Origin of the sequence: Kitasatospora sp. NPDC056327 (assembly GCF_042261735.1) — a bacterium.
Lineage (GTDB): Bacteria > Actinomycetota > Actinomycetes > Streptomycetales > Streptomycetaceae > Kitasatospora.
The window spans coordinates 54,142-68,226 of record NZ_JBHJRC010000010.1; the positions used below are offsets into that span (position 1 = coordinate 54,142).

The 14,085-nt window shown below is 77.1% G+C and carries 13 protein-coding genes; 11 read left to right on the forward strand and 2 right to left on the reverse strand.

Annotated elements, in window-relative coordinates; genetic code table 11:
• Positions 1-48: 48 nt before the first annotated feature.
• The 10 genes from ACFCX4_RS03115 (at position 49) to ACFCX4_RS03160 (ending at position 11,836) form a co-directional block, all read left to right on the forward strand.
• Entirely contained in the window at positions 49-849 is an 801-nt protein-coding gene (locus ACFCX4_RS03115; protein ID WP_376138396.1) for a Rossmann-like domain-containing protein, read from the forward strand.
• Positions 846-1,967, forward strand: a complete 1,122-nt coding sequence (locus ACFCX4_RS03120; RefSeq protein ID WP_376138397.1) for a PLP-dependent cysteine synthase family protein — start codon at positions 846-848, stop codon at positions 1,965-1,967. Before ACFCX4_RS03115 ends, ACFCX4_RS03120 begins: the two co-directional genes overlap by 4 nt.
• A 211-nt stretch (positions 1,968-2,178) precedes the next feature.
• A complete protein-coding gene (locus tag ACFCX4_RS03125) occupies positions 2,179-3,396 on the forward strand; it encodes a dipeptide epimerase (protein ID WP_376138398.1) in 1,218 nt (405 codons plus the stop codon).
• Entirely contained in the window at positions 3,393-4,601 is a 1,209-nt protein-coding gene (locus ACFCX4_RS03130) for an MFS transporter (protein WP_376138399.1), read from the forward strand. Before ACFCX4_RS03125 ends, ACFCX4_RS03130 begins: the two co-directional genes overlap by 4 nt.
• Positions 4,598-5,461, forward strand: coding sequence for a class I SAM-dependent methyltransferase (locus ACFCX4_RS03135; RefSeq protein WP_376138401.1), 864 nt, complete (start codon positions 4,598-4,600; stop codon positions 5,459-5,461). Before ACFCX4_RS03130 ends, ACFCX4_RS03135 begins: the two co-directional genes overlap by 4 nt.
• Before the next feature lie 3 nt (positions 5,462-5,464).
• Positions 5,465-7,024 (forward strand): ABC transporter substrate-binding protein, encoded by a 1,560-nt coding sequence (locus ACFCX4_RS03140; RefSeq protein WP_376138402.1) that lies wholly within the window; start codon positions 5,465-5,467, stop codon positions 7,022-7,024.
• Positions 7,021-7,968, forward strand: a complete 948-nt coding sequence (locus ACFCX4_RS03145; protein ID WP_376138404.1) for an ABC transporter permease — start codon at positions 7,021-7,023, stop codon at positions 7,966-7,968. Before ACFCX4_RS03140 ends, ACFCX4_RS03145 begins: the two co-directional genes overlap by 4 nt.
• Before the next feature lie 406 nt (positions 7,969-8,374).
• Positions 8,375-9,229, forward strand: a complete 855-nt coding sequence (locus ACFCX4_RS03150; protein WP_376138406.1) for an ABC transporter permease subunit — start codon at positions 8,375-8,377, stop codon at positions 9,227-9,229.
• Complete coding sequence (locus ACFCX4_RS03155) at positions 9,226-10,665, forward strand: ABC transporter ATP-binding protein (RefSeq protein ID WP_376138408.1); 1,440 nt, start codon at positions 9,226-9,228, stop codon at positions 10,663-10,665. The genes ACFCX4_RS03150 and ACFCX4_RS03155 overlap by 4 nt, the downstream gene beginning before the upstream one ends.
• 379 nt (positions 10,666-11,044) lie before the next feature.
• Positions 11,045-11,836, forward strand: coding sequence for a VOC family protein (locus tag ACFCX4_RS03160; protein WP_376138410.1), 792 nt, complete (start codon positions 11,045-11,047; stop codon positions 11,834-11,836).
• A 121-nt stretch (positions 11,837-11,957) separates the two neighbouring features.
• On the opposite strand, the gene ACFCX4_RS03165 is transcribed toward ACFCX4_RS03160, so the two are convergent.
• Positions 11,958-12,497 (reverse strand): hemerythrin domain-containing protein, encoded by a 540-nt coding sequence (locus ACFCX4_RS03165; RefSeq protein ID WP_376138412.1) that lies wholly within the window; start codon positions 12,495-12,497, stop codon positions 11,958-11,960.
• A gap of 88 nt (positions 12,498-12,585) precedes the next feature.
• The gene (locus tag ACFCX4_RS03170) at positions 12,586-13,182 is read right to left on the reverse strand and encodes a TIGR03086 family metal-binding protein (RefSeq protein WP_376138414.1); all 597 of its coding nucleotides are present in this window, start codon (positions 13,180-13,182) and stop codon (positions 12,586-12,588) included.
• A 197-nt stretch (positions 13,183-13,379) separates the two neighbouring features.
• Here ACFCX4_RS03170 and ACFCX4_RS03175 point away from each other — a divergent pair, with 197 nt between their 5' ends.
• The gene (locus ACFCX4_RS03175) at positions 13,380-13,949 is read left to right on the forward strand and encodes a DoxX family protein (RefSeq protein ID WP_376138416.1); all 570 of its coding nucleotides are present in this window, start codon (positions 13,380-13,382) and stop codon (positions 13,947-13,949) included.
• Positions 13,950-14,085: the final 136 nt, after the last annotated feature.

Here is a 14,085-nt window from a genome sequence, read left to right on the forward strand (position 1 = left end):
GGCCCGATCCCGGGCCCGACCCCGGGCACCGGGACCGCCGCCGGTCCCGTGCTCGACCTGATCACCGGGCGGGCCCGTACGGGGGCGTACGGGCCCGACCCGGCCTCCCTGCGGATCGCCCTCGCCTTCACCACCGCCCAGGCCGTCCGGCACGGCGGCCGGACCCGCGGCTACCGCAACGAGGTGCTCAGCCTCCGGCTCGGCGCCGCCGTCGGCTCCTGCGCCGTCGAGCCCGGCGAGCTGCCCGACGACACCCTCACCGACTGCGTCGGCGCCACCGTCGACGAGCTGCTCGACCACCCGCGCACCGCCGTCCGGGTCGCCGCACTCGACGCCTACCTCGGCCACTGCCGGCCGCACGGACCGGCCCGGGGCGCCCGGGCGGTCGCCCTGCCGGCCGGCACCTCGCTGGCGAAGTCCCGCGCCCGCGCCGCCGCCGTGGTCCGGCTGCTGCCGCTCGCCGCCGTCCGCCGGGTCCTGGTCGTCGGAGTCGTCAACTCCCTCCTGGAACAGCTCCGTTCGCACGGCGTCGACTACCTCGCGTGCGACCTCAAGGGCGGCACCACCGAATGGGACGAGCCGGTGCACGCCGACGCCCTCGCCCGGCTCGCCGACTGCGACGCGATCCTCGCCTCCGGCATGACCCTCGGCAACGGCTCCCTCGACCCGCTGCTCGCCCACGCCCGCGCCACCGGCAAGCCCCTGGTGCTCTTCGCGCAGACCGCGAGCGCCGTGCTGCCGTGCCTGCTCGGCGACGGCGTGACCGGCGTCAGTGCCGAGCCCTACCCCTTCTTCTGGCTCGACGGCGGGCCCACCGTCCTCCACCAGTACGGGGGTGCGGCCCGGTGACCGCCCTGCTCGATCCCGGCGCGGCGCTCGGCAATCCGGACCTGCTGCCGCTGCTCGGCCGCACCCCGCTGGCCCGGATCACCACCCCGCTGCCCCATCCGCACCCCGGCTTCTGGGCCAAGCTGGAGGGGCTGAGCGCCGGTGGCATGAAGGCCCGCTCGGCCGTCGCCATGCTCCGCGGCGCCCACGCACGCGGCGAACTCCGGCCCGGCGCGACGGTGGTGGAGTCCACCTCGGGCACCATGGGCATCGGTCTGGCCTTCGCCGGTCAGGCCCTCGGCCACCCCGTCGTCCTGGTCGGCGACAGCGAACTCGAACCGTCCATGCGCCAGTTGCTGCGCTCCTACGGGGCCGGGCTGGAGCTGGTCGAGCAGCCGGCCCGGCACGGCGGCTGGCAGGCCGCCCGGCTCGACCGGCTGCGCTCGGTGCTCGACCGGCTGCCCGACGCCTACTGGCCCGACCAGTACAACAACCCCGACAACGCGGCCGGTTACCGGGCGATGGCCCAGGAGATCACCGCCGACCTCGACCACCTCGACGTGCTGGTCTGCAGCGTCGGTACCGGCGGGCACAGCGCCGGGCTGGCCGAGGCGCTGCGCCGCCGCTGGCCCCGGCTGCGGATCATCGGCGTCGACTCGGTCGGCTCCACCATCTTCGGCCAGCCCGCCCGGCCCCGGCTGATGCGCGGCCTGGGCAGCTCCATCCACCCGCGCAACGTCGCCCGCCAGGCCTTCGACGAGGTGCACTGGGTCGGCCCGGCCGAGGCGGTCGACGCCTGCCGGCGGCTGGCCCGGGGCGCGTTCGTCAGCGGCGGCTGGTCCACCGGCGCGGTCGCCCTGGTGGCGGCCTGGGCGGCCCGGGTCCACCCGGGAGCGGCCGTCGCCACGGTCTTCCCCGACGGCCCGCACCGCTACCTCGGCACGGTGTACGACGACGCGTTCTGCCGCCGGCACGGCCTGGACGCCGAGCGCGCCGCGCCCCGTCCGATCGAGATCCCGCACCCGGCGGCCGTCGAGGTCACCGGCTGGGCCCGCTGCCGCACCGCCCGCCCGGTGCCCGCGGCCGTTCCCGCCGCCGTCCCGCTGGGCGCGCCCGCGTACGCGGAGGGGGACCGATGAGCCTCGGTGTCCGCACCGTGCGGCGGCGCCCGGCCGTGCCCCGCGCGGCCGGAACCGCCCCCGGGACGGCGGCCGGGCCCGCGGCCCGGTCCTGCTGCCGCCCCGCCGCGACCCGGGCTTCCCCCGCCCCGGCGCCCGTCGCGGCCCCCGTTCCGCGCGCGTCCCCCGCCGCGGCCCCCGTACCCGCCCCCACCCGTACCGAGGAGGGCCGATGAGGCTCGACGTCCGCACCGTCCGGCTCCGGCTGGCGGCTCCGCTGCGCATCTCCCGCTCGGTGACCACCGAACGCGACGCCGTCCGGCTCGCCCTCTCCCACGGCGGGCTGACCGGTCACGGCGAGGCGGTCAGCAGCGTCTACCTGGGTCTGCCCACCGACCGGATCCACCGCGAACTCCGCACCCTGCGACCCGCGCTGGAGCGGTTCCCGGACCCGGAACAGGCGCTCGCCGACCTCCGGGCCGGCGCGGCCCCGTTCGCCCCGCCCCCGGCCGGGCCGCCGGCCGGAGTACTGGCCGCCGTCGAGGCCGCCCTGCTCGACCTGGTCGGCAAGCGGGCCGGCGAACCCGTCCACCGCCTCCTCGGCCGCGCCGACCCGGTCGCCGCCGCCACCGCCCGCACCATCGGCATCGACCCGCCCGCCCGCGCCGCCGTCCAGGCCGCCCGGCTCGCCGACGCCGGATTCACCGTGCTCAAGGTCAAGGCCGGCGCCCCCGACCCGGGCCTCGACCTGGCCCGCGTCCAGGCGGTCCGCGAGGCCGCCCCGGACGCCCGGCTGCTGCTCGACCCCAACGGCGCCTGGACCCCCGCCCAGGCCCTCGAACTGCTGCCCGCCTTCGCGGCCATCGGGGTCGAGGCCGTCGAGCAGCCGATCGCCCCGGGCCGTCCCGACGAGCTCGCCGCCGTCGCCGAACGCTCGCCCGTCCCGGTGATCGCCGACGAGGACGCCGTCGACTACGAGGACGCCTGCCGGCTCGCCGGCCGGGTGCACGGCGTCAACCTCAAGCTCGCCAAGTGCGGCGGCGTGCACCAGGTGCTGCGCATCGCCGAGGCGCTGCGCGGCAGCGGCACCGAGCTGATGCTCGGCTGCCTGGCGGCCAGCTCGCTCGGCATCGCGCCCGCCGTCCACCTCGCCGACCGGGCCCGCTGGCTCGACCTCGACGGCCACCTGCTGCTCGCCCACGACCCCTGGCAGGGCATCGGCGGTGCGGACGGCACCGTCCGCACCCCCGACCGGGCCGGCCTCGGCGTGCTGCCCGCCCCCGGGCCGGCCGGGGCGGCCGGGGAGGAGCGGCCGGAGCCGCTCGCCGGAGCCGCGGCCGGACCGTTCCCCGGGGCCCGCGCGGACCACCGCGCCCAGCCGCCCGCCCAGCCGCACCCCGAACCGTTCGTCGAGCCCTTCGACCAGTGCCGCCCGGTGGCCGGCCGGTGACGATACTGCGCGCCGTACGGACCTTCCCGCTGCCCGTACGGCTCCTGCTGGTCAACCAGCTCGGCGTCAACACCGGCTTCTACCTGCTCATCCCGTACCTGGCCGGTCACCTCGGCCACGACCTGGGCCTGTCCGCGCTCGCCGTCGGCACCGTGCTCGGCCTGCGCAACCTCAGCCAGCAGGGCCTGTTCATCCTCGGCGGCTCGGCCGCCGACCGGCTCGGCGCACGCCGCGTGATCATCGCCGGCTGCGCGCTGCGCAGCGTCGGCTTCGGGCTCTTCGCGCTCGGCGACACCCTCGGCATCCTGCTCGCCGCGTCCGCGCTCAGCGGACTGGCCGGCGCGCTGTTCAACCCGGCCGTGCGCACCTACGTCGCGCACGAGGCCGCCGACCGCAAGGCCGAGGCGTTCGCGCTGTTCTCGGTGTTCGCGACCACCGGCGCGCTGGCCGGTCCGCTGATCGGCACCGTCCTGCTGCTGGTCGACTTCCGGGCCGCCGCGCTCACCGCCGCCGGCATCTTCGCCGTGCTCACCGTGGCCCAGGCCTGTGCGCTCCCCGAGAGCGCCACCCCGCCCGCGCCCCCGCGCGGTGTGCTCGCCGACTGGCGCGAGGTCGCCGCGGACCGGCGCTTCCTGGCGTTCTCGCTGGGCATGGTCGGCCTGTTCGGCATGGAGAGCCAGCTCTACCTGCTGCTGCCCGACGCCGCCCGGCGCGCCACCGGCTGGGAGGGCGCCGTCAGCCTGGTCTTCCTGACCAGCACCCTCGCCAACCTGACCCTGCAACTGCGCATCACCACCCGGCTGCAGCGGCACGGCCCGCCCTCGCGCTGGATCCCGGCCGGGCTCGCCGTCGCCGCCACCGGCTTCCTGCTGCCGCTCGCCGCGCCGGGCCTGCCCGGCGTGCTCGGGGGAGTCCTGCTGCTCCAGCTGGGGCTGATGACCGCGCAGCCGTTCGTGCTCGCGCTGATCCCGGCGTTCGGCCGCGACGGCCTCACCGGCACCTACTACGGCCTGTACTACGTGGTCTCCGGCTTCGCCGCGGCGATCGGCAACACCCTGGTCGGCCGCGCCATGGACAGCACCGCCACCGCGCCCTGGCTGCTCTGCGCCGCCCTCGGCCTGGCCTCCGCCACCGCGCTCGCCCGGCTGCACCGCACCGGACGGCTCCCCGCCCCCGCCCGCCCGCTCCCCACCGAGGCCCGATGAACCAGCAACCGGCGGCCCCCGCCGCCTCCGCCGCCCACCGGAACCTGCTCACCGACCACCCGGAGCTCTACGAACTCCGCTTCCCCGACCCGGGGTTCACCGCCGCCCGGTGGGCCGAGTCGGTGCTCCGCGAGCACGGTGCCGGGCCCGATCTCCTCGACCTCGGCTGCGGCACCGGCCGCGACGCCGGCTGGCTGCACCGCGCGGCCGGGTACACCGTCACCGGCCTGGACACCTCCCCGGCCATGGTCGAGTACGCCCGCGAGCACCACCCCGGACCGGCCTACCACGTCGCTGACATGCGGACTTTCGAGCTACCCGAACGGTTCGACGCCGCACTCTGCCTGGACAGCGCGCTGCTCTACTGCCACACTAACGCGCACCTCGACGCCTTCTTCGGCCGCCTCCTCCGGCACCTGCGCCCCGGTGGCCTGCTGATCGCCGAACTCCGCAACGGCGCCTTCTTCCTCGGTCGCACCGAACTCCTCGACGTCCCCCGACTCGACAGCGTCACCCACGACGGCGTCACCCACACCTCGCGGACCGTGCTGCGGATCGACCGCGCCGCGCAGCTCCTGCGCCGCACCCGCAGCTGGGCCAGCGACGACGGCGGCCCACCGGTGGAGCAGCACTCCGCCTGGCGGCTGCTCTTCCCCCAGGAACTGCGCCACCTGCTCGCCGTCCACGGCTTCACCGTCCTCGCCCTCCACGACGGACCCGGCCCGCGCACCGAACCGCGCTGGACCGACGGCGACCGGCCCGCCGAAACCGCCGATACCGCCGACACCGCCGACACCGCCGACGGCGACCGCCTGCACCTGGTCGCCCGGCTCGACTCCCGCGCCCGAAAGAGAAGTTGACACTTGATACCTGCTCCGCTCGCCCGCCGTACCCTGCTCACCGCCTCCGCCGCCGGATCGGCCCTCACCCTGCTCTCCTGCTCCCCGGGCCGGTCCGGCCCCGCCCCCTCCGCGGGCCCCGACGCCACCCCCCGGCGCGGCGGCCGGCTGCGCGCCCTGTTCGCGGGCGGCGGTGCCAACGAGACCCTCGACCCGCACCAGGTCAACCTGTTCGCCGACGCCGCGCGCGCCAAGGCGCTCTACGACAAGCTCGCCGACAGCGGCCCCGACCTCGCCGCCGTCCCGCGCCTGGCCACCGGCTGGGAGCCCGGCCCCGGTCTCGACGTCTGGACCGTCCGGCTGCGCGAGGCGGCCTTCCACGACGGCCGCCCGGTCACCGCCGCCGACGTGCTCCACAGCTACCGGCGGATCGCCGACCCCAAGCGCGCCTTCCGGGCCCGGGCCTCGCTCGAACCGATCGACCTCGCCGCCAGCCGGGCCGTCGACCCGCGCACCGTCGAGTTCCGGCTCAAGCGCCCGTACGCCGAATTCCCCAACGTCCTGGCCGCGTTCGGCGCCTACATCGTCCCGGACGGCACCGACGAGTTCCAGCGGCCGGTCGGTTCCGGCCCGTTCGCCTTCGTCGGCTTCCGGCCCGGCGTCTCACTGCTGCTGCGGCGCTTCGACGGCTACTGGGACGGTGCGCCGCACCTCGAAGAGCTGGAGATCCTCGCCGCCGCCGAGGAGTCCGCCCGCGCCAACGCCCTGCTCGCCGGACAGGCCGAGTACGCCCACGAGCTGACCCCCGCCACCGCCCGCACCCACGAGTCCGGCGGGCGGATCGGCATCGTCCGGCTGCGCAACAGCGCCATGCAGGGCTTCGTCATGAAGACCGACCGGCCGCCCTTCGACGACGTCCGCGTCCGCCAGGCGTTCTTCCACCTCGTCGACCGGCGCGAACTCGTCGACGGCGCGCTGTCCGGCGCCGGGGAGATCGGCAACGACCTGTTCGGCAAGGGCAGCCAGTACTACCCGGCCGGCCTGCCGCAGCGCACCCGCGACCTCGACCGGGCCCGGGCGCTGCTGCGCGAGGCCGGCGCCGAGGGCCTGCGGGTCACCCTCGACACCTCGCCGGTCGCGGCAGGCCTGGTCGAGGCGGCGGGCATCCTCAAGGAGCAGGCCGCCGCGGCCGGAGTCACCGTGGAGGTGCGGGTCGGCAGCAAGGACACCTACTGGAAGGACATCCTGGACGGCGGCACGCTCGCCTCCTTCCGCTCCGGCGCGATGCCCATCGAGTCCCACATCTCCCAGCGGCTGCTCTCCAACTCCACCACCAACGCCACCCATTGGCGCCGCCCCGACTTCGACGACCTGTACACCCAGGCCCAGGCCACCGCCGACCCCGCCGCCCGCACCGCCCTCTACGAGCGGATGCAGCGCCGGCTCTTCGAGGAGGGCGGCCTGCTGGTCTGGGGGTTCGCCGACTGGATCGTCGGCCACGCCCCGCGGCTGCGCGGGGTGGCCGCCGACGCCCCGGCCAACACCCTCGACTGGGCCAGGTTCGACAAGGTCTGGCTGGCATGACGACGCCGCTGCGCGGCTGGGCCCGGCGCCGGCTGCTGCTCGGCGCCGGGCAGATCGCGGCCGTCCCGGTCCTCGTCTTCGTCCTCACCGAGGCGCTCCCCGGCGACGCCGCCGTCACCCTCGCGGGCGACGCCCCCGATCCGGCGCGGATCGCCGCGATCCGCACGGCACTGCGGCTGGACCGCCCGGCACCGGAGCGGTTCGCCCACTGGGCGGGCGAACTGGCCCACGGCGAGCTGGGACGCTCGCTCGTCAGCGGCCGCCCGGTCGCCGACCACCTCGCCGACGGCCTCGCCCCGACCCTGCTGCTCGCCTCCCTCACGCTCGCCCTGCTCGTCCCGGCGGCGGTCGGCCTCGGTCTGCTCGCCGCGCGCCGTGAGGGCGGCATCCTCGACCGGGCCATCAGCACGGTCACCCTCGGGGTGTACGCGGTACCGGAGTTCGCGCTCGGTGTGCTGCTCACGGCGGTCTTCGCGCTCCGCCTCGGCTGGCTCCCGCCGACCGCCGTCGGCGGGCTCGACCGGCAGCCCGCGGCGCTGGTGCTGCCGGTGGCCGTCCTGCTGGCCCGCCCGGTCTGCTCGACCGCCCGCCTGGTCCGGGCCGGCCTGGTCGACGCGATGGCGGCCCCGTACGCCGTCCACGCGCTGCGGTGCGGGGTCCCGCCCACCAGGGTCCGGCTGACGCACGCCCTGCCGAACGCCCTGGCCCCGGCCGTCCAGCACCTCGCCCGCACGGCCGACTGGCTGCTCTGCGGGGTGATCGTGGCCGAGGCGCTGTTCGTCGTCCCGGGGCTGGGCACGGTCCTGCTGGACGCGGTCGCCGCCCGCGACGTCCCGGTGGTGCAGGCGCTGGCGGTCCTGTTCGGCACCGTCACCGTCCTGCTGAACCTCACCGCCGACCTCGCCGCCCGCCGCCTCGCCCCCCGAACGGAGGTCACCGTATGACCCCGCCCCACGCCCACCGGGCCCCCGGTGCCCCGGCCCGCGCTGCCCGGGCGCCCCGGGTGGCCGTCGCCCCGTCGGCCGCCCGGAACCGGCCCGCTCCGCCATCGGCCGCCGGCGGCCCGGCCGTCCCCGTCGGCGGCCCGGTCGCCGGCGCACCGCGGCACGGCGGTGGCCCCGCTCCCGCTCCCGGGCACCGGGCCACCGCGGTGCGGCGGTGCGCCGGGAACGCCACCGGCGGTGGAGCGGGCACCCCGGGCGGCGCCGGGTCCGCGCCCGGGGCCGCTCCGGCCGGCGCCGGGTTCGAGTGCGGGGTCGGCCGGGCCCTCGCACGGCGCTGCCGCTGGCTGGCCCGCCGCTCGGCGGCGTGGGCCGGGCGCGGCGTCGCACGGCGTCGCGGGGAGGAGCGGTGAGACGGTACGCCCTCGGGCTCGCGCTGGTCGCCGTGCCGTTGCTGCTCGCGCTGTTCGGCCCGCTGGTCGCGGGGGAGCCCGGCCCGCGCGGGGTGTCGTTCACGCCCGGCGGCGGGCACTGGCTGGGCACCGACTTCACCGGGCGGGACGTCTGGCGGCAGATCCTGCTCGGCGGGCGGTCGGTGGTGCTCGTCGCCGTCACCGCGACCGTGCTCGCCTACGCGCTGGCGCTGCCACTCGCCCTGGCCGCCGCGCTGACCGGTCGGGCCTGGCTGGAGGAACTGCTGCTGCGGCCGCTGGACGTGCTGATCGCCGTACCGGCCCTGCTGCTCGTCCTGCTGGTCGCCACCGCGCTGGAGCCGGGACCGGCCGGACTGGCCGTGCTGGTCGGGGTCGCCGCGGTGCCGGACGTCACCAGGGTGGTGCACGCGGCGGCGGTGGCGGCGGCGTCCCGGCCGGTGGTCGAGGCGCTGCGGCTGCACGGCGAGTCCTGGTGGCGGATCGCGTTCGGGCAGGTGGCCCGGACGATCCGCCGCACCCTCGCCGCCGACGCCGGCACCCGGCTGGTCGGCGCGCTGTACCTGGTGGCGACGGCGGCCTTCCTCGGGGTCGGGGTGCAGCCGGACGCGGCCGACTGGGCGGTGATGGTCGACCGCAACCGGCCGGGACTCTTCCTCCAGCCGTGGGCGGTGGTGGTTCCCGCGCTGCTCGTCGCCGGCCTGTCCACCGGCACCAACCTGCTGTTCGACGCCGCTCAGTACCGGCCCGGGGCGTCCGGGCGGTTCCGGGTGCCGGGGCGGTCCGGGGCGTCCCGGGCTTCCGGCGCGCTCCGACGAGGGGAGAAGGTGTGACCGGGGACGATCTCGCGACCGTGGACTCGCTGCGGGTGTCCGTCGGCGCGCGGGTGCTGGTGGACGGGGTCTCGCTGCGGGTGCGCCCCGGCCGGGTCACGGCCCTGGTCGGACCGTCCGGCAGCGGCAAGACCACCACCGCGCTGGCCCTGCTCGGCGCCTGTCCGGACGGCGCGCGGGTGTCGGGCACGGTGACCGTCGGCGGGGCCGCCCCCTCCACCGGGCCCGGCGCCCCGGTCGGTTACGTGCCGCAGCACCCCGGCGCGGTGCTCAACCCGGCCCGCCGGGTGGGCGTCCTGCTGCGCGACCTCGCCCGGGTGCACGGCGGCGGCCCGGAGGCCGTCCGGCAGGCCCTGCTGGACGCCGAACTCGACGACGTGGAAGGGGTGTTGCGGCGCTTCCCGCACCAGCTCTCCGGGGGGCAGCAGCAGCGCGTGGTACTCGCCCAGGCGTTGCTCACCGGAGCCCGGGTGATCGTCGCGGACGAGCCCACCACCGGGCAGGACCCGGCCACCACCCGCCGGCTCGCGGCCCTGCTCGGCCGGCTCGTCGCACGCGGCACCGGGCTCCTGCTGCTCAGCCACGACCTCGCCCTGGTGCGGGGACTGGCCGACGAGGTGGTGGTGCTGGCGGACGGCCGCGCGGTGCGGACCGGCCCGCCGGGCGAGGTGCTCGGCGAGCCGGAGGCTCCGCCGGTGTTCCGCGCGTCGTCCGCCGGGACCGCCGCCCCCTCGGCACCGGTCCGCCTCGACGTCGGCGGCCTCACCGCGCGCCACCCCGGCGGCGCGGCGGTGCTGCGCGAGGTCGCGCTGACGCTCCGGGCGGGGGAGTGCCTCGCCCTGGTCGGCCGCTCGGGCAGCGGCAAGACGACCCTGGGCCGCTGCCTGGCCGGCCTCCACCCCCGGCACGAGGGCACCGTCACGCTGGACGGCAGGCCGCTGCCGCGCAGCGTCCGGCGGCGCGGGCGCCGGGAGCTGGCGGCCGTCCAGTACGTGTTCCAGGACGCCCGGGCGGCGTTCGCCGACCACCGCCCGGTGCTCGACCAGGTGGCCCGGGCGGCGGTCCGGCTCCGCGGCCTCACCCCGGCGGCGGCCACGGGCGAGGCGCGCGAACTGCTCGCCGGGCTCGGCCTCGACCCGGCCAAGGCGTCCCGCCCGCCCGGCGGGCTCTCCGGCGGCGAGCTCCAGCGGGCCGCACTGGCACGGGCGTTGATCGTCGGACCGGCGGTGCTGGTGTGCGACGAGATCACCTCGGGGCTGGACGCCGCGAGCCGGTCGGCGATCCTCGCGCACCTCGCCGACCGGCGGGACCGCGCCGGCCTCGCGCTGCTGTTCATCTCCCACGACCCGACAGCCGTCTCCGCCCTGGCGGACACGGTGCTCACCCTCGCCGACGGCCGCCCGCAACCGGCCGTCCCGGCCCCGGTGACCGGATGACGGGGGACGGCCAGCGAGCGCCGCGGCCGTCCCCCGTCCCGGGGCGCTCGCCGCGCCCCGGACGTCCTGGGCCCGGCCCCGGCCGCCTCCCGGCGCGGCGAAGGTCCGCCGGGAACCGGCGGCCTCCCGGCCTCCCGGCCCGCGGTGGTGGCGGGGGCGTGCCGTCGGCCGCGCACGCCCCGTGTCCCTGCCCGTCCGCCGCACCGCCACCGCGGCCTCACGAGACCCCCACCCCGACACCGCGATGCCCCCACCCCGGCACCGCGCGCTGATCCGACACGAAATGTCGGACACGCCCTAGGCTGAACCCGCCCGGACGGCCGGACGGCCGTGGGAGTCGGGAGGGGCCCGGCGGCCGGGGTCTCGGAGGTGGTGCTCGATGGGCAGCGAGGAACCGACGGCCGAGGTGCGCTGCGTGGCGGCCGTTCCGTGCTGGGTGAGCCTGATGGCGCGCGACCTCGACGCCGCCAAGTCCTTCTACGGGCCTTTGCTGGGCTGGGAGTTCGAGCCGGGACCGGACCGCTTCGGCCCCTACGTGCACGCCGTGACCGGCGGCGAGGCGGTGGCCGGGCTGGGCGTGGCGAGCGGGGGCTGGGACATGCCGGTCGCCTGGACCAGCTACTTCGGCACGGAGAGCGCGGACGCCGCCGCCGACGCGGTCCGTGAGCGCGGGGCGACGCTCGCGGTCGGCCCGCTCTCCTTCGACGCGGGCCGGGTGGCCTTCGCCGCGGACCAGGTGGGCGCGGTGTTCGGCATCTGGGAGGGACCGCTGGGCCGCGCCCGGCGGCTCGACCTCCCGGGGGCGCCGGTCTGGATCGAGCTGCGGACCCCGGACCCGTTCGCGGCGGCGCTCTTCTACGGTGAGGTGTTCCGCTGGGACGGCCGGGACCCGGAGCGGTTCGAGGTCCGCTGGGAGCACGACCGGGTGGTGCTGCGGGCGGAGGGGCACAGCGTCGCCGCGCTGGCCAGGGACCAGGCGTCCGGTCAGGCGGGGACGCCCCCGCACTGGGAGGTGTCGTTCGCGGTGCCGGACACCGACGCCGCGCTGACCAGGGCGGAGGAGCTCGGCGGCAGCGCGCTCGGCCCGGCCTTCGACTCGCCGTACGGGCGGGTGGCCCGGCTCCGGGACCCGGAGGGCGGCCGGTTCGCGGTGATCAGCACCAAGCCGTGACCCCCGACGGGCCACGCCCGGGCCCGTCCGCCCCGGGCCCGTCCGCCGCAGTCACGGCCACCCCGGGCACGGTCCGCCCCACCGGGGCGGGCCGAACCCCGCCCGGCCCCACGGCGGACGCCTACGCGCCGGCCTCGGCTACCGCCGCCCGGTCGGCCCGCAGCCGTTCGCCCAGCGCGGCCCGGGCGGCGGCCGGGAGGGCCTTGCGGGCGGCGGTGAACAGCTGCTTCTCCTCGGTCGCCAGGTGCCGGCGCAGCAGCCCGGCGAGCCCGCCGAGCAGGGTGTCGGCCGCCGGGTCGCCGGGCGGCAGGGCCGCCAGGTCGGCGAGGTACTGGCCGATCGCGAGATGGTCGTGGATGCACCGGAAGACCACGGCGCCGCCGTCCGGCACGTCGTGCTGGACGGCCGGGAACAGGTGCTCCTCCTCCGCCGCGCAGTGGCTGAACAGCAGATCGGTGAGCTCCGCGAGCAGCCGGTCCCGCTCCGCCGAGCCCCCGCCGCCGTCCCCGTCCCGTTCGCTCCGGCCCTGCTCGCCCCCGCCCCCGCCAGGGGCGTCCGCCCCGCCGGCGGCGGCCGGCGCGGCCTCGATCCGGGCGAGCAGGTCCTCCACCGCTCGGTGTTCCGCGGTGAACTCGCCCAGGATGTCCGGCCTGCGGCTCATGGCGTGCCCGCCTCTCCGTCGTGCCCCCGACACCTCCAGTATCCGGCGTCGCGCCCGTTGCCCGTGGGGGCGGACGGAACGGGGCAGGTCAGGGGCGGTCCCGCCGACCGGTGAGGGCGAGCAGCCGGGTCTGCGGCGCGGCGTCGTCCGGTACGGCCAACGGGGCGTCGAACAGGCCGCTGCCGGAGAGGTCGCCGTAGCCGGTGAACTCGGTGAGCGCGAAGTCGACCAGGTCCTCGGGGAGCCGGGTGAGCCGGCCGATGGCCTCGGCGAGGTCCCAGGTGTGCACGACGGCGTCGGCGGTGAGCTGGTCCAGGTAGTACCGGCCCGAGACGTCGCCGAACGAGAGGTGCACGGTGAGCCCGGTGGCGCCGGGGACGGTGAAGGCGTCGCGGGCGGCGTCCGCGGCGGCGGTCCAGGCGGCCACCGGGTCGTCGCCGAGGACGTCGCCGTCGAAGCGGGCGCCGACCTCGGAGACGGTCGAGCCCATCAGCAGTTCGGGCACCCAGAGCTGCTCGCCGGTGAGGTGGTTGACCAGATCCCGGACGGTCCAGCCGGCGCACGGGGTGGGTGCGTCCCACTGCCCGGGGGTGACCAGCCGGATCCGTTCGGTGAAGGCGGCGAGGGCCCCGGCGTGGGGAGTGCCCCCGTCAGCGGCCTGCCGGTCGTGATTGCGATGTGCCATGTCCTGAGCGTGCCCCGTGCTCCGCCCCCGTACGCCGGTCCGCACCACTGATGACCCGACCACGCCAAATTTCACTGCCGTGCGTGTTGTTCAAATTCAAACTTACCGGTACGGTCAAACCACCCCCGGTTCGAATTTGAACAAATACCCCGAACCGGCATCGACGAACCCCCCAAATTTTTTCGATGGAGACGCGCATGCCGAGCAGCAGCCCGAGCACGACCGCCGCCACCACCACCGCTGCGGCCGGGAGATTCCCGGACTCCGCGATCACCTCCCCGCACGCCTACGACGCCGGCCTCCTGGTGCTGCGCGTGATGCTGGGCCTGACCATGGCCGGGCACGGCAGCCAGAAGCTGTTCGGCTGGTTCGGCGGCGGCGGGCTCGACGGCACCGCCAAGTTCTTCGAGATGAAGGGCTATCCGGCCCCCAAGTTCATGGCCTTCGTGGCCGGGTTCACCGAGGCCGGCGGCGGAGTGGCGCTCATCGTGGGCCTGCTGACCCCGCTGGCCGCCGCCGCGATCCTCGGCACCATGCTCAACGCGCTCGCCGTCACCTGGAACGGCAGCTTCTTCGCGATGAAGGGCGGCAGCGAGTACGAGTGGCTGCTGATCGCCTCCGCGGCGGCGCTCGCGCTGACCGGGCCCGGCCGCTACGCCGTGGACCGCTACCTGCCGGTGGTGCGCTCGCACCGGCTGACGTACGGCGCGGCCGCCGTCCTGCTCGGCCTGGTCACCGCCGGAGCGGTGCTCCTCGCCCGCAGCTGACGGGGCGGCCGGCGCACGGCAGCCGCCACCCCGCGGCGACGGGTTCGCCGCCCACCAGGGCCGCCGGGGCTTCGTCACCCCCTTCACCCTGGGCGGTATCGCCGTCGGCCGCGGCTTCACCGGATCGGTGCAGGTC